The 22,488-nt window shown below is 44.7% G+C and carries 16 protein-coding genes; 2 read left to right on the top strand and 14 right to left on the bottom strand.

Annotated elements, in window-relative coordinates:
* Positions 1-226: 226 nt before the first annotated feature.
* The 10 genes from GMES_RS03980 to GMES_RS04025 all read right to left on the bottom strand — a co-directional run bounded on the left by GMES_RS03980 (position 227) and on the right by GMES_RS04025 (position 11,685).
* Positions 227-2,959 carry a family 8 glycosyl hydrolase gene (locus GMES_RS03980; protein ID WP_006991288.1) on the bottom strand — a complete coding sequence of 911 codons (2,733 nt, stop codon included), beginning with the start codon at positions 2,957-2,959 and terminating at the stop codon, positions 227-229.
* Complete coding sequence (locus tag GMES_RS03985) at positions 2,956-3,549, bottom strand: hypothetical protein (RefSeq protein WP_006991289.1); 594 nt, start codon at positions 3,547-3,549, stop codon at positions 2,956-2,958. Before GMES_RS03985 ends, GMES_RS03980 begins: the two co-directional genes overlap by 4 nt.
* A gap of 449 nt (positions 3,550-3,998) precedes the next feature.
* Positions 3,999-5,606 (bottom strand): alkyl hydroperoxide reductase subunit F, encoded by a 1,608-nt coding sequence (gene ahpF / locus GMES_RS03990; RefSeq protein ID WP_006991291.1) that lies wholly within the window; start codon positions 5,604-5,606, stop codon positions 3,999-4,001.
* Positions 5,607-5,686: 80 nt separating this feature from the next.
* Complete coding sequence (ahpC, locus tag GMES_RS03995) at positions 5,687-6,256, bottom strand: alkyl hydroperoxide reductase subunit C (RefSeq protein ID WP_006991292.1); 570 nt, start codon at positions 6,254-6,256, stop codon at positions 5,687-5,689.
* A 303-nt stretch (positions 6,257-6,559) separates the two neighbouring features.
* Positions 6,560-7,903: a tetratricopeptide repeat protein gene (locus GMES_RS04000; protein ID WP_006991293.1), complete on the bottom strand. Its 1,344-nt coding sequence runs from the start codon at positions 7,901-7,903 to the stop codon at positions 6,560-6,562.
* A gap of 11 nt (positions 7,904-7,914) precedes the next feature.
* Positions 7,915-8,523 carry an energy transducer TonB gene (locus GMES_RS04005; protein WP_006991294.1) on the bottom strand — a complete coding sequence of 203 codons (609 nt, stop codon included), beginning with the start codon at positions 8,521-8,523 and terminating at the stop codon, positions 7,915-7,917.
* Positions 8,524-8,526: 3 nt separating this feature from the next.
* Entirely contained in the window at positions 8,527-8,934 is a 408-nt protein-coding gene (locus tag GMES_RS04010; RefSeq protein WP_006991295.1) for an ExbD/TolR family protein, read from the bottom strand.
* A 30-nt stretch (positions 8,935-8,964) separates the two neighbouring features.
* The gene (locus GMES_RS04015) at positions 8,965-9,486 is read right to left on the bottom strand and encodes a MotA/TolQ/ExbB proton channel family protein (RefSeq protein WP_006991296.1); all 522 of its coding nucleotides are present in this window, start codon (positions 9,484-9,486) and stop codon (positions 8,965-8,967) included.
* An 11-nt stretch (positions 9,487-9,497) separates the two neighbouring features.
* Entirely contained in the window at positions 9,498-10,901 is a 1,404-nt protein-coding gene (locus GMES_RS04020; protein ID WP_039986524.1) for a MotA/TolQ/ExbB proton channel family protein, read from the bottom strand.
* A gap of 13 nt (positions 10,902-10,914) precedes the next feature.
* Positions 10,915-11,685 (bottom strand): DUF3450 domain-containing protein, encoded by a 771-nt coding sequence (locus tag GMES_RS04025; protein WP_006991298.1) that lies wholly within the window; start codon positions 11,683-11,685, stop codon positions 10,915-10,917.
* 528 nt (positions 11,686-12,213) lie between these two features.
* Between GMES_RS04025 and GMES_RS04030 the strand changes: the two genes are divergently transcribed.
* Positions 12,214-14,547, top strand: coding sequence for a TonB-dependent receptor (locus tag GMES_RS04030; protein WP_006991300.1), 2,334 nt, complete (start codon positions 12,214-12,216; stop codon positions 14,545-14,547).
* 91 nt (positions 14,548-14,638) lie between these two features.
* On the opposite strand, the gene GMES_RS04035 is transcribed toward GMES_RS04030, so the two are convergent.
* Positions 14,639-16,540 (bottom strand): cytochrome c/FTR1 family iron permease, encoded by a 1,902-nt coding sequence (locus GMES_RS04035; protein ID WP_039986526.1) that lies wholly within the window; start codon positions 16,538-16,540, stop codon positions 14,639-14,641.
* A 321-nt stretch (positions 16,541-16,861) separates the two neighbouring features.
* Between GMES_RS04035 and GMES_RS04040 the strand changes: the two genes are divergently transcribed.
* Positions 16,862-17,569: an alpha/beta fold hydrolase gene (locus GMES_RS04040; protein WP_039986508.1), complete on the top strand. Its 708-nt coding sequence runs from the start codon at positions 16,862-16,864 to the stop codon at positions 17,567-17,569.
* An 80-nt stretch (positions 17,570-17,649) separates the two neighbouring features.
* Here the strand turns inward: GMES_RS04040 and GMES_RS04045 are convergent, their stop codons facing one another.
* The 3 genes from GMES_RS04045 to GMES_RS04055 form a co-directional block, all read right to left on the bottom strand.
* Positions 17,650-17,967, bottom strand: coding sequence for a hypothetical protein (locus GMES_RS04045; protein WP_006991303.1), 318 nt, complete (start codon positions 17,965-17,967; stop codon positions 17,650-17,652).
* Positions 17,968-18,140: 173 nt separating this feature from the next.
* On the bottom strand, positions 18,141-20,807 hold the full coding sequence (locus GMES_RS04050) for a TonB-dependent receptor domain-containing protein (protein WP_006991304.1): 2,667 nt from the start codon (positions 20,805-20,807) through the stop codon (positions 18,141-18,143).
* Positions 20,808-20,874: 67 nt separating this feature from the next.
* The gene (locus GMES_RS04055; protein WP_006991305.1) at positions 20,875-22,476 is read right to left on the bottom strand and encodes a beta-helix domain-containing protein; all 1,602 of its coding nucleotides are present in this window, start codon (positions 22,474-22,476) and stop codon (positions 20,875-20,877) included.
* Positions 22,477-22,488 lie beyond the last annotated feature (12 nt).

Here is a 22,488-nt window from a genome sequence, read left to right on the forward strand (position 1 = left end):
AGGATTCAGGTGTGCAAATTGTCCACTGGCGCAAGCAATTATCTAGCATGCTCGATAATCTTTAGCGAATTAGCTATTCATTTGTTCTTTTAAGAAACGTCGCTTAACCGGGCAGTTAAAGGACGTTTCATATTCTTAAATAAATCAATAACTTAATAAAAACCTCTATAGTTATATAAATACATGTATCCAAGTTACAAGTTAGTGGACTAAGACAAAACGAAGCTTACTCCATGTTGACTCGCTTATAGATTTTAAACTCGCCTCCCGCGTGCAATAACCCAAACATATGCAATAGTCCGTCGTAATAGCGATACATTCCTGTTGGCGCGTCTTGTTGCCATAAGTAGTTCAGCATTTCGGTAGAAAACGGGTTTTCACTGATTGTGGCGCCTACCCCATTCATTGCTGTTCGCCCGTGACTGCGGTAATCGATACCCGGCTCGCGAGTTCCGTTAACCTCATACACAGCTATGAAATCAGCGTACTGCTCAACTTCGCCTGCAAAAAAGTTAACTTGCTGCTCGACCAGAGACTGCAGAACAGGTGACTGACTTACCCAGTGATAATCCATGGCCATATTACCCATCACCCGGAATGAGTCGTAGGCGCTTTTATGGCTATCAGGGTTAAAACTGGTCGTTTGCGGCTCGCCTTCGTGGCTAGCATAGTCACTGAATAGGCCCGTAACTGGATGAGCTGATTTCGCCAAATACTGACGACTGATGGCAGCGCTCTCATGCCAATAATCATTGTTTTCATCTGCCCACAAAGCCCACATTTCGTAGAAAGCCGGTATGTGGTATGAAGGGTCGGAGAAACTTGCCACATTGGTCGTCGTTACAAATTCAACTTGCTGATAAACGGGATGCATCATAAGCCGCGTACTGCTGTTATCAGATTTGGTGAAAATCATATCGTGGAGTATGTCATTTGCCTCTTGCTGATAATCGTAGATACCGTCAGCACTACCCCAACGGTTATTAGCAAAAAATAGCGCCATTGCGAAATACTCTTCGCCGTCTGGTGCTGGGTTGGTATCAATAGCATTATAAGGGGCATTGCCACTGAGTCGCCACGCGAAAAAGTCTTTGCTATTGCCGGACGTATTTTGCATTTTGGTTTTAGTAAATCGCCACAATTTGTCGAAGGTTTCTTGGTCGTCCATCATCACCGAGATCATCATGCCGTAAGACATGCCTTCAGAGCGAATATCGTTTGAGTCTATCGCCTTGATGAAGGCCATATCATCACCCACACCATACAGCACTGTGGTATCAGAAAGTTCAGGTGACGGCTCACTGGGCGCTTGCCCCGCGACGAGGACATTGTCTATTTGGATGTCGCCAGTCAGTTCGGGCATTTTGCCATTTGCTACAAATTGCACACCTATGCCACGCAGTTGGCTAAAATCAAAACTGTCACTGATATAGCCAAATTCAGTGGCAGCGCTAACGTCGCTAAAACTGAGGGTGATAAATTCATCTTCAGGGAATCCATCGACCATGGTGTAGCCCAAAAAGGCGGGTTGGTAATTGGCATCTTCCAGTACGAGTTGCACGACTAAGTTGCCGTCTGATACATAATTAGCGGGTATCTTTACATCAAAGCTGATATCGCGCCCACCAGTGATATCAACCGCGTTGAACTGTTGGTATTTAATGGTAAATACGTCACTATCGCTTAGCCAATTCGGGCTAATTGATAACACATTATTACTTTGGCCATCGCCGTCTATCACACTTCCCACTGTCAGCGCCGGCTCAATAGCACTTCCATTGTTCGCCCCCGCACTCCACTGTGCAATGCCATTATCGAATGAATCTAAGAAACTTGGGGTGTTGTCTATTCCTGAGTTATCAACTGGTTGGTAAACGCTTACTTCTGAAAGAGTGATATTGCCACCAACATCCGCGCTTTTACCATTTGCTAAAAACTGGAACCCTATGCTACTGATTTGGCTAGAGTCGAACCCTTCAGATAAGTAACCGAAATTCCTATCGGGGCCTAAATTTTTGACCAAAATGGTGCTGTCATTGGGTTGCGTTAATGTTCGATATGCAAAAAAACCTATACCACCAGATGAATCTTGGATAAAGAGCTGCATCGCCGTGGCACCGTCATCAACGTAGGCTTGATGAACAGCCATTTTGTATTCAACATCAACGCCTTGCGTTGCATCAATGGGCTCAAAAGGGCTTGAGAGAACCGCCAACGCGTCACCGCCACTTTGCCAATTTGGCGTGATAATTAAGGCCCCCTCTTGTTGAGAAAGTGTCGCCCCAACTTGTGAACCGTTATCCGCATACCACTGCCAGTTATCTATACTGTCATCAAAACTTGCATAGTAAATTCGTTCGCCTTTACTAGGCTGCGGTGCAGCTTGGTCGGGCACCAATTCGAACAATTGCTCATAGGTGGCATTAATTTTTGCGGTGACTTGCTCTTGGGTTGCTAAGCCACGCTCAACAAAGAAATTCTTATATTCACCAGTGTGATATGCAGCGTTCGGCGAAAAGTCATCGCTAATGGCATTGCCGCTTTGCTGGTACTCAACAACCCAATTTAAGTCCTGTTCATTGAATCGCGCTCGGCGGTTTTGGACTAATACGAACGGCTCTGTTAGCTCAAGCACGCTGTTCGCAGGTATTTCTGTAATACTGACACCGGAAGACTCTATTCGTGAATTAGGGTTAGTCGAAGTCACGTCTATTTGCACATCTTGAACGCGCTCAGCGTCATTTTTAACGAACACCGAAAACTCATATCGGTAATCACTTCGCCCTACCCGCGTTTTGTTTGTTAGCGTTAAGTGATCAATGCTCACTTCAGCATATGACGGCATACTGAAAGATGTTAAGAGCAGTGTTCCTAATGCTAATGCGACGCTCTTGCTCAAAGAAACGGTTTTCACTGTAGGGACACTGCTCATTGTATTATTGGCTGATAAAGTGCTCATGCTGTCACCCCTTCGCCCGCGCGATGATGAGTATTTTCACCTAGCCCCCCTTCAGAATTAGTCTTACGCTGGGGCCTTGCGAAACGGCCCATTACACCAACGAAAACGATGAAGAATAACGCACTCATTGGCGCGTTAACGGCTTGCGTTGCACTTAGTTGATACTCACCTTCGCTTGTTATATCAAAAGAGTTTGCGTCATAGGTTTCGAAGCGCTGCGTGGTACTGATTAACTCTGCGTTAGCGGTCCAATCGAACACAACGGATAACCCAGATAATGTTTCACCTGCCCGTAACGGGCTAGCTAATGCCAAGGCATCGACGAATCCGTCTTCTTCTAGGCCAAATATAATTTGTGCCGGCGCAACAAATACGTCCCAATCAGCTGGGCTGGAAAGCAACGCTACGTTGTCGAACAAACTATATTGAAAATATACAGTGAGTCCATCTATGGTATTTTGGCTGTCATTAAAAAATTGATAGTCAGCTTGATATTGCTGTCCGCTTAGTTTGGTTACATCAGAATTAATGATCAGTGCATGGGCGTTTAAGCAACTAAATAATAAGGTCAGTATCAGTAGTTTCTTCATCGGCTTCCTCTTGGTGTTTTATTTTGTTTTGTTGTGGTTTGTAATGTCTTACTAGGCCTATCAGTGATCTTGTGATCACTGATAGCTGTTGTGTAAGTTTGAGCATTACGCGTAAAGCAATGCTCAAAATGCTGGTCTACTTCAACCAGCAACCATTCACACTCGCCTTATTGTCATAAAGACTACACAAGGAAATCAACATTATTAACACAGGATTTACATTTAGAGGTATTTCATAAGACGTTTGTAAGACGACGTAAAAAACGAGCGAGGAAAAACACCAAGAAAGTAACGAGAGAAGTATCGAGCGAACTAACGAGAGAACTGAAAAGCACGCAGAGACGGAATTCGCTAAACGTAAAAAAGCCGAGACATATCTCAGATATGCTCGGCAAGGGGTGTCACACAATGAACTTGGTTATGGGTTGTAGGCTTAGATATTACGCGGATCAAGCTGCCTTTTCGCTGACACTATTTTCAACTGACGGGGCATTTTCGTCAGTCGGCGCTCTAAGTAAGTAATCGAACGCACCGAGTGCAGCATTGGCTCCATCACCCATGGCGATGATAATTTGCTTGTAAGGCGAAGTCGTTACATCACCTGCGGCGAACACACCTTCAATGGAGGTTTCACCACGTTGACCTACCTCAATTTCACCTCGAGCAGTTAAGGCAATATCACCTTTTAACCATTCGGTGTTTGGCACCAAACCAATTTGAACAAAGATACCAGCCAATTCTACCTGCTTAGTTTCTTGGTTAGCTCGGTCTTGATAGGTTAGGCCCGTAACACGTTTGCCATCACCTACCACTTCTGTCGTCATGGCATTTAGGATAATGTCGATATTGTTAGCGGCTTTCGCTTTGCGCTGAAGTACTTCATCCGCACGCAATTTTGTATCAAATTCAAGTACGGTCACATGCTCAACGATATTGGCTAAATCAAGAGCCGCTTCGATACCCGAGTTACCACCACCGATAACAGCAACGCGCTTGCCTTTAAATAATGGCCCATCGCAGTGTGGGCAATATGCGACACCTGCACCACGATACTGCTGTTCGCCGGGTACATTCATTTCGCGCCATCTGGCGCCAGTCGCTAGCATCACTGTTTTACTGGATAACAGTGCGCCATTCTCAAGCTCGATATTGATCAAGCCCTCTTTTGTTAATTTCACAGCTTTATTATTCGCCATGATGTCCACATCATAGTCTTTCACATGTTGTTCAAGGCCTGACACGAGTTTGGGGCCGTCAGTCGCTTTAACCGAAATAAAGTTTTCAATCGCCATGGTGTCAGTCACTTGCCCACCAAACTTTTCGGCCACAATTCCAGTACGAATGCCTTTTCTAGCCGCATATATTGCCGCTGCTGCCCCTGCTGGACCGCCGCCTACAATGAGCATGTCATAGGGTGCTTTGTCATTTAGTGACTGGGCTTGTTTGGCATCTGCCTGGGGGTCAATTTTGCTCAAAATCTTATCAATGGTCACTGCACCTTGGGTAAACAGCTCGCCATTTAAGTACACGCTTGGTACTGACATGATATTGCGCTGTGTCACTTCTTCTTGAAACAGTGAACCATCGATCATGGTATTGGTAATATTTGGGTTGATAACGGACAAAACGTTTAATGCTTGCACTACCCCAGGGCAGGTCTGACAGCTCAACGAAACGTATGTCTCAAATTGATAAGAACCAGAGAGTGATTTAATTTCAGCTACTTGCTGCTCACTGATTTTTACCGGGTGCCCTCCACTATTTAGCAGCGCGAGTACTAATGAAGTAAATTCATGCCCCATGGGTACACCAGCGAAAGTAACTGAGGTGTTGTTTTTAATAGAAACCACTTCCATCGACGGTTTTCTAATCTCACTTTTAGTCTGTGCTACTACATTGACCAAGGGAGATAATTCAGCAATTTCATTGGCAAGCTCGCTAATTTCTGCTGATTTCTTGGCTTGATGTTGCTCATCAACAGCTATGCGTAACTCCACTGGTGAAGTTAAATTTTCTAAATAAGTCGCCAATTGGCCTTTTAATTTTGCGTCTAACATAGATTACTCCAATAGACTGATGATGTTTAGGAACAGGTTGGTCCGTGTAAAGACCAACCTTGATTCAAGCTAATGTTGCGTTAGATTTTGCCGACTAGGTCAAGTGAAGGCGTCAATGTTTCTTCGCCTGGCTGCCATGCTGCTGGGCACACTTCGCCGTCGTGATTGGCTACGTATTGTGCAGCTTGCACTTTACGCAGAAGCTCACTTGCAGAGCGCCCGATACCTAAATCGTGAATCTCAGCAATTTTGATTTCGCCTTCAGGGTTCACCACAAATGTACCGCGAAGTGCTAAGCCATCTTCTTCGATCATGACGCCGAAATTACGAGTAATCTTGCCTGTTGGGTCGCCGATCATCGCGAATTCAATTTTGTTGATGGTGTCTGAGCTGCTATGCCATGCTTTATGCGTAAAATGGGTATCAGTTGATACAGAGTAAACGTCAACACCTAGCTCTTGCAGTTTCGCGTAGTGATCAGCTAAATCACCTAATTCGGTTGGGCATACAAACGTGAAGTCTGCTGGGTAAAACATGAAAATTGCCCATTTGCCTTCAATGTCCTTTTCTGACACTTCAACAAACTCGCCATTTTTGAATGCAGTTGCGTTAAACGGTAAAACCTTGGTATTGATAAGAGATTGTGTCATTGAGATATTCCTCGTTACGTTGAATTGTGGGTTACTTCGAGGAAAATAATAAGACTGATACTGATAAGTTTAAATTAATTAAAATCGATTGTTGAAATCTATTTTTTTGATTAGGCTTGCCGGCGAGTTTTAATGGCAGATCTATCACGGGAGGTTAAACGTAAAAAACCGCTCAACTTTGCCTATTAAGACAACGCATGAGCGGTGAGAGGTTCTCTGCTAGCGCGACCAGCACGCTAGAATTATAGATTTTATTATACTGAGCAAAACCAATGTTTTGTTATTTTTAAGCTCTAAACAGCATTACTGAGAAAGTGATACAGTGAGTCGGTCAGCGCTGGCTTTTTCAGTTTCTACAAACTTTGACCACTGCTGCGCCATACCCTTACTACTATTAAATTTCTCAGCTTCGGCCAATTCATTCAATGCTTCGTTGTATTGCCCTACGTTGAAGAACGCCATGCCTTTTACTAAGTGCACCGTGCCTTCGTTACGTAAACCGCCTTTTTCCAATGCTGCCTCTGAAGCTGAAATAGCTTGTTGCCACTTTTCCATGTTCAGATAAATTTGCCCTAATTGTGCATCAAGTTCGCCGTCGTCAGACAAGTCAGCCGCCGCTTTCATAACCGGCACCGCTTCTTCATTTTCCTTGGCTAACACCCAACACTGTGACAAAAACTTCAAATTTTTCAGATTTTTGTCAAGTGCGCCACTCTCAAAGCCTTTTTCAATTAAACGAGCTCCTTTAAACGGCATTTGGTGATAGTAATAAAGCTGTGCGAGGTTAAACATGTCAGAGCCGCTTTCGATATAGCCTTGCTGATACGCGGTTTCAAGAATGGCTAATTGCTTTTGCTCTTCGCCTAGTTCGCCGTACATGCCAGCTAGTTGCACCCAATATTTGGGCTTATCAAAATGCCTGACCAATTTCAGCAGTACGTCTTTTACCTTTTCAGATTGCTTTAGTTCGTAATACACCGCACGTTGCAATACATACCAATTTTCATCTGGGATATCGTCTTGTGCTTCAACAATCTCAATCGCTTTTTCGATATAGCTAGCGGCTTTATCGTAAGATTTTTGCTGATACATAGCCTGCGCTTTTAACACGTAGTTTTTAGCCGGTATTTCAGAGTTTGAATTAACCGATGCATTTAACGTTTCCCAGCGCTCTAAAAAGGCCACTGTTTTGTCAAAGTTGCCTCGCATCATGTGCAGTTGTGCCAAACTAAATAAGGTGCTGAGCTCAAATGACTCTGGGATCGGCTGTTGCTCTACTACGGTTTCAAACGAGGCGATCGCTTCATCAAAGCGCTCAACGTTATAGTAAATAAAACCATAAAAGTTATACATCATGGCCAGCTCATAGCTGTTCATCGAGCTCGCTTTACCTTTCACGTTTTCCAAGGCTTCAAGGGCTTCGTCAGTTTTACCCTCGTCAGCCAATTTTTGTGCCCGCGAAAGCTGGTCGTACACTTTCACTCTAAGGGCTGGCGTTCTTCGGGTTTCACGTTGGCTGTCTTCTTGTGCATGGGCATTTTTCATTGCCATCGGCGTGACATTAATGCCCAGACCAATCACTGCACATAATGCCAAACCTAAAACCTTGCATGAGAGGTTACTGCTTTTTTTATTGTTTAATTTCATCAAGCCCCCAATTAACCATCAATCTGGAAAGAAATACGGTTTTGCACACCAGCCACTTCAGCAGGCTCACCGTTGACTACCCGAGGTTTGTATTTAAATTTAAGTGCTGCATCAATTGCCGCTTGGTTAAACAAATCTGCAGGTTGAGCGTCTACTACAAACGGATTTTTCACCGAACCCTGCTTCGACACTGTAAATTCAACAATAACGTAGCCTTCGATACCACGAGATAGCGCACGTCGAGGATAAACCGGTGCCACTTTCACAATTGGCAGATATTCCCCGTCACCCGATTCAAGTGCTAGGCCGCCATCTAACGATAAGCCTTCGTTAACGTCGGCTCCAAAGTCCATTCCATTGCCCTCAGCATTCGGTGTAGGCGAATCCATCTGCGGTTGCTCCATCGCTGGAGGTGGCGCTTCTGGCTTAGGTGGCTTCTTGGGTTTGCGATCCTTCTTCTGGGCGGATTCTTCTTTTTTCACCCGCACGAAATCCAGCACACTGCCCTTTGCTGGCTCAGTTAATGCGCTACCACCACTTTTGATCAGTGATTGCATCACGAAAAACAGACTCAGCGTCACAATGGCTGACAACGCTATCGCTATGAGATATCTAAGCATGGTCTAGGGCTCTTGCGCTGCAATCGAAACATCGGTAATACCGGCGGCGCGAGAAGCGTCCATTACCTTAATTAAGGTTTCGGTAGTCGATTTTTTATCCGCTTGGATCACCACAGTACCTTGTGGGTTTTCCGCATGCAGACGCTCGATATTCGCTTGAACTGCACGCACATCAATTTTACGTTTGTTGATCCAGATTTCGCCTTTGTCACTGATGGCTATCAGAATATTGGCGCGGTCTTTCTTGACCGCTGTTGCCGCTTCAGGACGATTCACATCAATTCCCGATTCTTTAACGAAAGACGCGGTGACGATAAAGAAAATCAACATGATAAATACCACGTCCAGCATCGGTGTCATGTCGATTGCTGCTTCTTCTTCGTCCATCAAATTTTGAAAATGTTGTTTCATAACTGTCTCTTCCAAGGCGCAGTAGGCTGGCTACTTACGCTCTATTGTCAATGCGTCTTCTAAATGCGTACGTTCTGATTTTGTGGTGCGGGCTAACCAAGTTGAGGCAAAAACCCCAGATAGCGCACCGACCATACCGGCCATGGTAGGAATGGTCGCTTTTGATACACCAGAGGCCATCGAGCGCGCACTACCTGAACCAGAAATAGCCATAACATCAAACACTTCTATCATTCCGGTTACCGTTCCCATTAGGCCCAATAGAGGGCACAAGGCAACTAAAGCCTGAATAATCGGAATGCCCGCGCCTAAACGTAAGCTAACTCGTGAAATCATCGCTTGGCGTATTTGTTCTGCGTTCCATGAACGTCTGTCTTTACGTGCTTTCCAGGTGGCAATGGTTTCTTTCTTATAGGCCTTGTGCCAGATGAACACGTACAACGCTCGTTCAAGGATCAACAACCACATGACGAATATTAGGAACCCGATGACCAAGAGAACTTGGCCACCTGTTTCCGTAAAATCACGTATTGCTTCGAAAAATTCCAACATAACTAATTACCTTAGGCGCTTGGAGTTGACTTTGCTTCCATACGCTCAGCGCGTTCAGCAATCACGCCTGACGCTTGCTCTTGTAGAATAAATACCACGTCTTTAGAGCGTGTGTTTAGCATTGCGTAGAGTAATGTCATCGGGATGGCTACAACCAAACCAAGTACAGTTGTTACCAACGCAGTAGAGATACCGCCCGCCATTAGTTTAGGGTCACCTGTTCCGAACAAGGTAATTGCTTGGAAGGTGTTAATCATACCGGTTACCGTACCCAATAGACCCATAAGAGGTGCTACCACAGAGATGATCTTGATGATGGTAAGGTTACGAGACAACTTAGGTATTTCACCCAAGATGGCTTCCGTTAGGTGTAGCTCCAGCGACTCTGTATCCGCTTGTGGGTATTTGTCGCGCACTTGCATAACACGACCAAGAGGGTTGTTTGAAGTGAACTTGTCAGACTTAAGCTGCTTATTCACTTTGGTTTTAATCACAGTCAAAGTAATTAAACGCTCAAGGGCCAACAATAAACCAATCGCGCCAACAATAAGGATGATGTAACCCACTAAACCACCTTGTTCAACACGCTCTTTTAAGCTTGGTGCTTGCACCAATAACTTAAGAATAGAGCCACCTGTTGGGTCTAAACCGAACTCAACTAGCTCGCCATTTGACGCTTGAAGCGCTTCAGCGCTTGCCGTGTAACGACCTGCAGGTTGACGAATTAACTCACCTAATGAGTTCGTTGAACCTTCATAATCTAGATATTTGCCATCGGCAACCAAGGCAAACGTACCAACACGAATCACTTCTTTGCTGACTTTAGCGCCGCCTGCTTCAACTACATCCGTAGTGAAACGCGTCACTTTGCCCGACTCGGTCATTTCGCGCTGCATTTCAAACCAAACACGCTCTATTTCATCAATCGAAGCAAGTTTTGAGCTTGAACCCATAGATTGAGCCATTTCGTCTAAGAACTCTGCGCGATTAGGAATTTGCGCAGATATAACCGAGTTAAAGAATTTGCTTTTTGTATCTCCAGCCACTTGCTGAAGTACACCAAACAATTCTTTTAGTGAACCTAAACGCTTGGTTAGCGCATCGTTCAAGTCACCCAGTTTAAATTCGTTTTCTTCAAACGTCGTTTCTAAGTTTTCAGATGTACGTAACGCGTTATCACGGTTTTTGCCTGCATCGCGTAGCATTTGGTCTTGCTCAGCACGCTTAGCAACAAAGTCTTTTTCACGCTGGTTGTTCTGTTGAGTCTGTTGAAATTGACCTTGCTCTAATTGCTTAAGAAGCGCATCTAAATCCAGTGCTGACTCTTTCTTCGGTAACGGATCAGCCGCCATTGCTGAAGTTGCTGTTAATGTAACAAGCAAGGTAAGTGCGATATTTTTAATTAATTGATTCATCTTCATCGTGCTCTTAATCTGTGATCGCAACAGGCAACATCAGTAAATCTGGTGCCATTTGTTTTTTGGCCATACGCAGGCCCTTAGTGACTTGGGTGCGGTAGCTAGACGGCAAGGCATCCCACTGACGAGTTTGCGCATTCCACATACCTTGCATGCTTGCGTCACGCGTTTGATATATTAAAGCAGTACGACCAACGCGTAGAAAATCAACGTTACGCTCTTGCCCATCGATATTTTGTAAACCTGCGTAAGCCTCTAAGGTACGTCCGTAATCCATTTCAACTTGGTAGGCTTCCATCACTCGGCGAAATTTCTCAGATGGAGCCACATCGGCTTTGTCCATCATGCTTTTTAAGCCGGCAATACGTGTAGCTCGCTCTTGCGCTAAAAAAGGCACATCAAGGGCGATAAACTGCTCGAGACCGTCAATCATGCGCATCATCAAGGGCGTAATTTGACGCTCAATAACACTCACATCATCAATTGCTGCATTTAAGTCAGCCATTTCCTGTGCTTGGTTCTCGATTTGCTTACGCAATTGAGTGTTGTATACCTCTAAGCCTTCGGTCTCTTTATTGATTGCTTTGAACTGCTGCAACTTATTATCAATTTGATCATTGAGCTTATTAATTTTTTGTTGAGAACTCGCTGCTGAGTCATTGATCTCTGTCGCTTTTTCAACAGCTGGCTTCAGGTATGCATCTTCTTGGGCATAGCCAGATGCAGATAAAAGCAAACTTACACTGAGTAAGCTGGCTGATAACGTAATGGTAGACTTCATGTACTCAAACCCTATTTGAAGGAAATGGTGAAACAGTGTGCTCCTCTCGGATCAGTCTATTTCATTCAGAATTTGCGCAAGGATAGGGGCTAGTCGTGGCATTTTTATGACAGCTATATGACGTATAGGTGACAGTAATATTTCAGTATTATTACAGCCTTTTATGGCGCGGTTTATCTGTGTGTATAGAGCGCTGAATACTCTGCGTACGTGGCTATTTTTTGCACTCACTCAGTCATAGAGCCGCGTGTCATCGTTTTGATTGTCAGCCGAATGTGACATTTAAGTGATCCCTTAACTGCTACAATTAACGAGACTTTAAAAGGACATTTAGGCACAATACGCCTCCTTCGCTCGGCCTACTTATTTGGTCTTTGTTTTTATATCCGGACAACGCTTCATAAATGAACGTGTGATATTAAAACAATTAACAAAGCTAATTAGCAACATGGGCGATGGGAGTAACGCGATGACACAATCGCAGAGTGACATTCATACTATAACCACACATTTACTAGCGGTGACACAATGACCAATTTTCACAAAGCAGCATTAGCCGTCTGTATCCAAGGTGCTCTATTCAGCCATACTCTTAATGCACAGGAAGCCCCTGCAGCAAAAGATAAAGGCCTTGAAAAGATCACGGTTACAGCGCAAAAACGTACGCAAAGTATTCAAGAAGTGCCAATCTCAATTGCTACCTTAAACGGAGAGCGATTTGAAAGCATATTTTCAGGTGGTGACGATATTATCGCCCTAGCAGTGCGTGTTCCTGGCTTATACGCCGAATCATCGAACGGCCGTGTAGCTCCACGTTTTTACATACGTGGCTTAGGCAACACAGATTTTGACTTAGCAGCCTCTCAGCCGGTTTCCATCGTGATGGATGACGTGGTCAAAGAGAACGTTATTTTGAAAAGCTTCCCATTGTTTGATGTTGAGCAAGTTGAGGTTATTCGTGGCCCACAAGGTACCTTGTTTGGGCGCAACACCACTGCTGGTATAGTGAAGTTTGACTCAGTTAAACCCACAGAAGATTTCGATGCTTACGCCAAGTTAGGTGTGGGTAATTTAGGTACAGTCAATTTTGAAGCTGCGGTTGGCGGCGGGCTTGCTGAAGATTTATCGGGACGTTTCTCTGTGTTATCCCAAGACCGGGATGACTGGATAGACAATGGCTTTACTGGCGAGAAAGACGCGATTGGCGGCTTTGACGAAAAAGCATGGCGCGGTCAGTTGTTGTTTACCCCAAGCGAAGACTTTTCAGCGTTGTTAAACGTGCACGGCCGTGAGTTAGATGGCACCGCATCAGTATTTCGCGCTAACGTATTTACTAAAGGCAGTAACGATTTAAATCAGAATTTCGATCGTGACACTGTCTATTATGATGGCGACATCGACGGTAACGGCACAGATAATAACCCACAAGAATATGAAAACTATGGTGCCTCTTTAAAGTTAGAGTTTGGCTTAGACGATATGTCGTTCACGTCAATCACTGCCTATGAAGAAGCAGAAGGCTCAAGTCTTGGCGATATTGATGGCGGTGTGTATACCAATGATTTAACCACGCAGGTACCTGACGGCCTCACTTCTGCCAATTTCAACTCTGGTTTTGAAGACGTGTTAACGTTTCCTGGCGCCATAGGCTTTAGTGCTGTCACCCAAGATAACCTAGACGACTTAGAGCAGTTTACTCAAGAGATCCGCTTGGCGAGTGAAACTGACGATGCCCTTAGCTGGCAAACTGGTGCCTTTTACTATGACTCTTCTTTCAACGTGACCAGTATCGATGGCTACTTTGGCGCGACCACAGTATTCCATGAAAACACCACTTGGGCTGTTTTCGGGCAAACAACTTACGAATTGAACGAGCGTTTGAATGTGACTGGTGGCGTGCGTTATACCCACGACAAAAAATCTCTTCGCGTGGGTGAACAAAATGTAGGTGGCTTCGCATTAATTACTGGTGATGCCAGTGTGCAAGACTACGACGACATTAATGTCGATGATGGTCAAATTAGCTGGGAGCTAAGCGCAAACTACAAAGTAAGCGATGACACGTCTGTGTTTGCACGTTATGCCAATGGCTTTAGAGCTCAGTCAATTCAAGGGCGTGATGTGGCTTTTGAAGGTGCGCCTTCAGTGGCTGACGCAGAAACCATTAACTCTATCGAGTTCGGTTTTAAGTCTGATTTGTTAGAAAACACCTTGCGCTTAAACGCTGCCACTTTCTATTACCAAATCGACGATATGCAGTTTTCTGCAATCGGTGGTGGTGCAAATAACGTAGCATTAGTGAACGCTGATAAAGGTGTCGGTTACGGTTTTGAAATCGACGCGCAATACGTAGCGAACGATTACTTAACCCTTACCGCAGGTTATAGCTACAACAAAACAGAAATTAAAGATGATTCATTAACGTTACTACCTTGTGGCACAAATGAAGCATTTGGCTCAACAGGTAACTGTACTGTACTTGACCCTCGTCCGAATGGTTTTAACGCGGTTATTGACGGTAACCCTTTCCCGCAAGCGCCGGAAACTATCTTTACGTTTACAGCACGTTATGCGGTGCCTCTGGGTAATGATGGTGAGTTGTTTGCATTTACTGATTGGGCATACCAAGGGGACACTAACCTGTTCTTGTACGAATCTGTTGAGTTTCAAACAGACGGCAACGTAGAAGGCGGTTTACGTATCGGGTATGAGAACTTTGAGCACAACTATACCGTAGCCTTATTCGGTCGTAATATTACCGATGAAGAAAACGTAAAAGGTGCGGTGGACTTCAATAACCTAACAGGTATTGTGAATCAGCCGCGCATCTTTGGTATCGAAGCGAAGGTCAGCTTCTACTAAGCTAGCGACAATAAACCTTGGTCTATATACATAGGCCTGTTCATTAAAAAGGCAGATAATCTGCCTTTTTTTATGCGCGCGGGATTGACTCTTATGCTGACGCTGTATCTTTGCGCGTCATCATGACGACGAACAACGCAAGTATAACACCTTGCACTATTACCCCCTGCCATGTGGCAGAAATACCCAACCAGCTGACAGACACGTCAAGCGGGAAGGCTGATATACCAATGATGGCTGCTTCTTGCAGCGCAGATATGCCTTTGCCGGCCAACACAAATGCCAATATCAACATAAAATAGGCGCTTAACGAGAAGAAACGCGCGATAGGCAGTTTCACCGAATATTTAAGCATCAACCAGGTGATCAGCGCGAGTATGCCAACCGCAGCGACGAGTCCGTACCACACAAAGCTTACTTGACTGCCATCTCCTACCGATTGGGTAAGCAGTGACTGATAGAACAAGATGGTTTCGAAAACTTCACGGTATACCGAAATAAATGCTAGTCCTGTTAATCCCCACAAGGTCCCAGTACTTAAATGACGTTCAACGTTGTCGTTTATATATCGCTGCCAAACTGATGCTTGGGTTTTACTGTGCATCCAATAACCGACGTAAAACAAAATGCCGGCTGCTAATAAGGCCGCGCCGCCTTCCATGAGTTCTCTTGATGCGCCGCTAATAGTGATCAGGTTTTCGGCTACCCACCATGTTATTCCACCAGCGATCAGCGCTGATACCCAGCCGAAGTGAACGTAGCGAATAGCGTCTTGACGCTGGGTTTTCATCAGTACGGTAATTAGCGCTAACACGATAAGCAATGCCTCTAACCCCTCGCGCAACAAAATGATTAATGAAGCCGAAAACATTGCGTTGTCCGATAATGTCGCTGAATTCAGTGTGCTATCGACTTGCTCAAGCTGCTGCAGTATCTGTTGTGATTCAGCGCTTACTTGCTGCCCATTATTGGGTGAGCTGAGCACATTACGGAAATTCAACAACTGCTTTTCTACCGATTTGCGTAAACCACTATCTCTGGCATCGAGGTTGTTTTCGATCAGTTCAAAACCATCTAAATAGGCACTGACGGCGAGTGTTTGTGCTTGCGCAAAATTGCCTGCATTGTAGGCATCGACAGCGGCGATCAGGTTATTTTTTGCGGTGGCGATGGGCGTATTGGCTTGTCCGAAAAACACCTCTGGCGAGGCGCGCCACTGCTCAACTTGCATCTGGCTAATCGCATCATTTTGCGCTGCTATTTGTACTGGATTATTATTTATCCAGCTTTGTAGTGTTAAAGCAGGTTTAGTATCTGCACTGTCTTCACTGGTATTTTTAAATGCCAAACTGCCAGCATAAAACGCTAAAGACCAACGCTGCTTATCGTTCAGCTCGGTGAACGCACGCATTGCGGTATCGTCCAGCCCCGCGCTGATAGCGTCGTAAAGCCCCAACAGAGAACGGTTTTCGGCGCGCTCTTTGTCAGTAAAGTCTGTTGGCTGAGGGCTAAACGACTTTGCTAGTGGACCATCGCCTTGGCCTGCGGGGCCATGGCATGCAGAACAATTATCGGCAAATAGCGTGTCTATCTCGGCTTGGGGCAGCAATTGTGCCGGCAATTGTAGTGCAGGTGACATAGCCAGCAACTCGTGGCGTATTTGTAGCGTCAGGCTTTGTATTTCACCCATTGTCACTTTTGCTAAAATGGCCTGCTGCAATGCTTGGGCATTGGCGATGACCGACGTTTTCTGTAAATCAAAGTCACTAACCGCGGCAGTTTGTAATGCCTCTGCCTTTTGCAAAATCAACTTGGCGAATTGTTGCATTTCAGCAAATTCATCTTCGCTTGATACTTCGCCATCGACCACGGCTTCTGAGTAATCAACACCTATATATTCCGCCATCTGTAAGATTTGGCGACTCTCTTTAACCGCATCTAATTGAGAAGTAGATTGAGCTAAACTCGGCGCCGATTGAGTAAGACTCAGCATGATGCAGAAACTGAACACCAGCTCAGCAAAGATTTGACGCCGACTTTGCATAAGATGAACGAATGGAACCAGAAAGCGTTTAAAACAAATAGCAGAAGAGTACAAAACTAAAACCTTAACGTTTGAGTGTGTGGTTGCGTATGTCAACACCAATGTAGGCATACCAAGAACAAATGAGAATAATTATTATTTTACTTTCAACCCGCCATTGAAGCAACGCTTTCACGTTATTGCCGCAGTGCTAAAGTACTATGTCTGTTTCAGTCTGCGCGCCCTATATTCATTGCTTTCACTTAGAAAACAACAACTAAAGAGGACACGATGAAAACAATAAAAGAATGTTACAGAATACGAATATTGGCGCTATTTATGTGCTTGGCTCTGCCGTTTAATGCACTTGCCTGTAAAGACGCAGTGGTGTTAGTCCATGGCAATACGGCCACGCCAGCCAGTTGGGATAACACCTACGATCATCTGTTAGCTAATGGCTATTCCACCAACGACATATACCGCCCAGACTGGGGCTCGAAGAGCTGCGCGGCTTGCAATAACCACAGCGGCAGTGAAGAAACGCCTGTGCGCCAAGCAATACAAAGTGCATTAGCCTCTTCTTGCACAGGTAAAATTGATGTGATCGGTCATTCAATGGGGGCGACGTTAGCCGCACAGCAAATTGATAAGCTTGCCGTTGCCAACCAGGTAGATACCTTTGTGGGAATAGCAGGTGCGTTTTTAGGCCTTAAAAGCTGTGGTTATTACCCCTTTAATGTGTGGAGCTCTACATGTGGCTCTGCCGGTTTATCCGTTGGCAGCCCCTTTTTAGACAGTATTTACAACGTGCCGCTGGCTTCTAAGGTGTATTCGATTAAAAGCTATATAGACCAAATAGTGTGTGCAACAGGCAGTTGCACGGTGGGCGGTGTGCATAGTAGTCGTATCGTGAATGAAGATGCGACGTTCAGTTACGCACTTGGGCATTTTGGTTTGCAAACCGATACTGCTGTAAAACAGTACCAATTGATTCAATAGAGTTTAGGTCACGGACAAAATAGTCACCGAGAAAAAGCCACCGAACCTATCGGTGGCTTGATACGGGCGTTATATTGACATTAGCTACAGGTAATTTGTTTAAATATGGGATAACACTGATTCTTACTTCCGGTGGATTTGGAAACCCATGTTTTGCTGCTCCAATCAAATTCGTTGTAAGATGACTCGTCTTCCCCGCAAAACATTTCCCCAGCAATAATTTTGGAGTAAGTCTGTTTTTTTTCTTCGCAGAAGCCGCTGCCATTGGTGGCGGTGACAAAAATATAGTCTAGTTGACCGTACTGATTAATGGATTTTGGATAGTGGTAAGTTGTTTCGGCAAGTGCATTGACAGACAAAGACCCCAACATAAGGCAAACAGCAATTTTTAATTTCATAACTCGTCTCCTTTTTTAACTAACGACCAATTCGCCAGCATGTAGAGGGTAAGTTATTTACCTTAAAGTTATGGTGACACTCCTATGAATTTTTATTAGCTCTTTTATTTCACAAAAAAGCCAACCCCTAAGGTTGGCTTTTAATAGCAATGAATTTAAGTGGTTTATCAATACTAGAAATCGTACTTGTAGCTCAACTTAACCGTTGTGCCGATAGAGCGGGTTCTAACCGACAGTCCACTTTGCGTGACTTCTTGATCTTCACCCAACAGATTTTTAACCGTTAATTTAACGGTAGTGTTAAAGTCTGGGTAGTAAGAATACGTCGCATCTAACGAGTGAAATGGTTGCTCAAACGAGTCGTCACGACCATTAATACCCGATGCGAGGATACGCTCACCAAAGGCGTTATACACTAAAGAACCGCTGTGATTGCCGTCCGCAGAGTCATAGCTTAGCTGCATATTCACAACATACTGAGAATGACCTGTCATGCGTTTTTCTGTATTGGTTAAGTTACCTGCTGATGCTGCATCAATCTGCACTTCTGAGTCACTCAAGGTGATATTACCAGAGGTAAAGAAGCCATCTGATACAAAGCTCAAATCATATAACCATTCAGCTTCGACACCATATACTTCTGCTGTCTCACCGTTGGTAAAACTAGCGGTGTAACTTGAGTCACCTACGTTCAACACGGTTTCAATTGGATTAGCAATGTCTTTGTAGAAACCTGAAATGGCTAAGTTATCGCCGTCATCAAAGTACAACTCGTAACGCAAATCAAAGTTTTTCAGTGTGGTAGAGCTCAACGTGGTGCTGCCCGTAGTACGAATATCCGTTAACGGGTCGTTGTAACCTACCGGAACAACTTCTCTTAAATCGGGGCGTACTACCGTTTCACCGTAGCCGAAGCGCAGTTGGTAATCTTCGCCACCCACATAGGTCAAACTCAGGGCTGGATAAAAATCATCATCGTTAACGGTACCGTTAAGAATATCTTCTTCGCTATAGTAATTGTCAGAATCTTCTTTAGTAAAGATTAAGCTCGAAGATGATAACGACACTTGTTTGAATGATTCATAGCGCAAACCACCACTTATGCGCCAAATACCTTTATAGAACACATCGAAAGCCGCATAACCGGCATCAATTTTTTGAGCCGTTAAATAATCATCCGCCTCTGGTGCGATAGGCTCATTGAAGTTAATCAACATATTGGTGTCGATGAACTCGTCAGTTAAATAACTGCTTAACGACAAAATATCGGACTCATTGTCATTCACAACGATTGATGAATTAGTGTTATCAAGGAAAAAGCTAGAGGTTGTATACAAACGAGCTCTGTCTACGAAGTCCCAACCGCCTTTTAACTCCACTTCCAAATTCTTGAAGGTAAGAGGAAGAGTGACGTTTCCTCCCCAAGATTTCATGTTGTCTTCCATGTCAACGAACTGATAATTCGCACGACCTTGAGCACCATCAATGAACGAGCCAGTGTAAGCGCCATCGTCGTAGGTGTCAGTGAATTCATAGGCCACATTCAATGGGTTATTTGTTTCAGCGCTTGATTCTGTGTACTGCCAATCAACGCCAACGCCCATGTAATCTAAGAAGGTATGCTGACCGCGAAATTGGTCAACATCTAGCGTGCGCTCTTCGAAATTAAAGCTATGAGTGCGATCCGCTTCATTATCAGCGGCGATAGTTATGTTTTGACTCGGATTCTGTGAAATAGAGATTTCCGATTCATCTTCATTATCTTCGATGTAAATCTTGGTGTAGGTCAGGCTATGGGTGTCTAATTTGTAACCCACGCTGACTAAGCCGTTCAAGCGCTCTTCTTCAGTCGTCATTTCTGATGCTGCTACTGTATCAAAACAAGAGTTTTGTACGTCTTCTGCAGTCACCAACTGGCTAGAACAATTATCGATAGGGGTTGCGCTTGTCACCGCACTAGTACGGTCGGAATATGTCCATTTATTGTCGTATGCAACCGATGCTAAGAATCCAATTTTTCCATCAAAAAAATCTTCATCAAAACTATTACCAATAAACGCCTGAGCAGAATAGTTAGGATCTAATGACTCATCTTTAAGTGCTAAGTCGCGAGGCAATGATTTCGCCAACGTTCTATTTAACACTCGAGCTTGATCCGCTGCAGACGTGTCACCTGTGACCAAATTATCTTTGTTGATAATATTCGCTAGGCTAAAGTCACCACGATAATAAGGGATGGCATCTGTTAGTGCTTGAGGGATCCCCTTCTTGTTACGATCGTAGGTATAACCATCTGAGTTATTACTGTTGGCCTCAATACCCACTTGAATGCCCGATACAAATTCTGTCGGTATGGCTTTTGTTCGAATATCAACGTTACCGCCACCAAATGCTGCAGGCATATTGGGCGAATAAGCTTTTTGTACAGAAAGGCTTTCAATCACGTTAGCAGGGAAGATATCTAGCGGTATGACGTTTCGGGTTAAATCAGGGCTAGGAATGCTGGCACCGTTTAAACGTGCACTCGAATATCGCTGACCAAGACCGCGCACATAGATAAATTTGCCATCGACCAACGTGAGGCCTGTTACTCGGCGAAGCGCCGAGGCTGCATCACTATCACCAGTACGTGAAATTTGCTCTGAGCCTAATATGTCCGCAACGAATGCTTGATTTTTACGCTCTTCGATAACTGCAGCAGCGGTTCCCTGTAACCGAGATCCCGTTGCAACAACTTCTTCCATTACCTGGCTTTCTTGCGCTATTGCGCTTCCTGCACTCACTAAAAGCCCGAGTCCTACTGAGTAGGCGACTTTTTTAAGTTTGTATTGATTGCTCACCTTAAACTCCTAGCTATAAATCGAAAAATAGGCGCTACTAGGCGCCTATTTATCTTATGCAAATTGGTTACTCGTCAGCAGCTGCGTTAGTAAACGCATCGTTTGCCCAGTTGTACCAATCAGAAGAAGTGTCAGTGTCAGATACCGCACCTATGTAGTCAGTTGACTCAAAAAATGCATCTAATGTAGAGGCATCAAATGCTGAAATAGTGATATCTGTGCTGGTGGTTAATGTTGCAAAGCCATTTGCAGCAAGCACGTCAGCGTTGCCACCAATAACTTCACTGTCATTAGCTTCGAACCATTCTTGAACCGTAGTTGAATCACTACCAAAGGTAACAGTTTCGTTGCCAGCATTAGCCAATTGGGCACAGGCTGCTACTGAGTTATGGATAGACGCTGAGCCGTTAACGATAACTTCAGCGGCGTCACCACTATAATTAATACACCAAGTTTGCGTAGCAACAGGCTTAACCAATAATGTGTTATACCAAGTAGCAGAGATCATATCGTCTAACTTCATGGCGATTGATTCATCGTCATCACGAATAGACAAGCCATCAGTGGTCAACACGGTTACGTTTGCAATCACTGGCGCTGACGCAGGCGCTTCAGCTGAAGACGTTCCTTTAACCCCATCAGACTCAAAGCCGCCGTTACCCATGTTCACGGTCACGCCGTTTGCATTAACAACTGTACCTTGCTTGATAAGAACGTACTGGGCACGCCCCTGCCAACCTGCATCAATGTCTAGGCTGTCATCTTGAGTATCGGTAATAACGATGTGCTTAAGGTCAACTGCACCACCGAATAATTCAATACCATCATCGAACCCCTGGTAGATATCGATATAGTCAATTTCAGTCCCTGAACCAACCGCAAACAAACTGAGCGAGTTCAAATCGTTTCCAGCTTCTTGGCCTGCTGGTAAACCGCCTGCATAATGAATTTTAACAAATTTAAGTGTACCGCTATCATCAGCGTTGTCACTGCCACCGTAGAAGCTTGTTACACCTTCGCTTTCTGCGCTACAGGTGCTTGCACTGCGTTGAGCATCGGTACATTGGTCGGTGATGCCGAAACCGTCGATCATCATGCCGCCCCAGTCGCCGTATTGAGGACCATTACCGACTGAGTCAAGACGTGTAAACGCATTCACTGAGGTAAACGTGATTGGGTCCGCAAGGGTTCCCTCGGCTTCAATATTCGCGCCGCGATTAACTAATATGAAGGAAGTAGACTGATTAAAAGCAACCGTTGCACCTGCTTCTACTGTCAGGGTTGGGCCGTCAGTTTCAATTGTGCAAGTACCGCCGTCAGTGTTACAGCCTTCGCCAACCACTAAAGAGCCTAGGAAATAATGCACACCATCATTGCTCAAATCATCAAGCGTTACGTTAGTTGTAAGTGGGTTACTCGCGCTTACGAAGGTTGTAGAGTATGAGCAATCTTGGCCGTCATACGTACCTTGTACAGTATCGCCACTGTCATTCTCATAAGAAGCGCAAACATTGGTTGTGCTATCGCCACCACCAGTTGATGGATTGGTCACGCTATTATCAACGCTATTGTCGATGACAGTCGGAGTCACTTTTATATCTCCGCCACAACCAGCAAGTATTAAAGCAGTCGCTACTGCAGACGCGTTGAAAAAATTCTTAAGTTCCATGGTGTTCTCCGA

The organism is Paraglaciecola mesophila KMM 241 (assembly GCF_000315015.1).
Lineage (GTDB): Bacteria > Pseudomonadota > Gammaproteobacteria > Enterobacterales > Alteromonadaceae > Paraglaciecola > Paraglaciecola mesophila.

Coding starts and splice junctions, on each gene's coding strand:
- GMES_RS03980 (WP_006991288.1), bottom strand. CDS start 2,959: ATGAGCACTTTATCAGCCAATAATACAATGAGCAGTGTCCCTACAGTG.
- GMES_RS03985 (WP_006991289.1), bottom strand. CDS start 3,549: ATGAAGAAACTACTGATACTGACCTTATTATTTAGTTGCTTAAACGCC.
- ahpF (WP_006991291.1), bottom strand. CDS start 5,606: ATGTTAGACGCAAAATTAAAAGGCCAATTGGCGACTTATTTAGAAAAT.
- ahpC (WP_006991292.1), bottom strand. CDS start 6,256: ATGACACAATCTCTTATCAATACCAAGGTTTTACCGTTTAACGCAACT.
- GMES_RS04000 (WP_006991293.1), bottom strand. CDS start 7,903: ATGAAATTAAACAATAAAAAAAGCAGTAACCTCTCATGCAAGGTTTTA.
- GMES_RS04005 (WP_006991294.1), bottom strand. CDS start 8,523: ATGCTTAGATATCTCATAGCGATAGCGTTGTCAGCCATTGTGACGCTG.
- GMES_RS04010 (WP_006991295.1), bottom strand. CDS start 8,934: ATGAAACAACATTTTCAAAATTTGATGGACGAAGAAGAAGCAGCAATC.
- GMES_RS04015 (WP_006991296.1), bottom strand. CDS start 9,486: ATGTTGGAATTTTTCGAAGCAATACGTGATTTTACGGAAACAGGTGGC.
- GMES_RS04020 (WP_039986524.1), bottom strand. CDS start 10,901: ATGAATCAATTAATTAAAAATATCGCACTTACCTTGCTTGTTACATTA.
- GMES_RS04025 (WP_006991298.1), bottom strand. CDS start 11,685: ATGAAGTCTACCATTACGTTATCAGCCAGCTTACTCAGTGTAAGTTTG.
- GMES_RS04030 (WP_006991300.1), top strand. CDS start 12,214: ATGACCAATTTTCACAAAGCAGCATTAGCCGTCTGTATCCAAGGTGCT.
- GMES_RS04035 (WP_039986526.1), bottom strand. CDS start 16,540: ATGCTGAGTCTTACTCAATCGGCGCCGAGTTTAGCTCAATCTACTTCT.
- GMES_RS04040 (WP_039986508.1), top strand. CDS start 16,862: ATGAAAACAATAAAAGAATGTTACAGAATACGAATATTGGCGCTATTT.
- GMES_RS04045 (WP_006991303.1), bottom strand. CDS start 17,967: ATGAAATTAAAAATTGCTGTTTGCCTTATGTTGGGGTCTTTGTCTGTC.
- GMES_RS04055 (WP_006991305.1), bottom strand. CDS start 22,476: ATGGAACTTAAGAATTTTTTCAACGCGTCTGCAGTAGCGACTGCTTTA.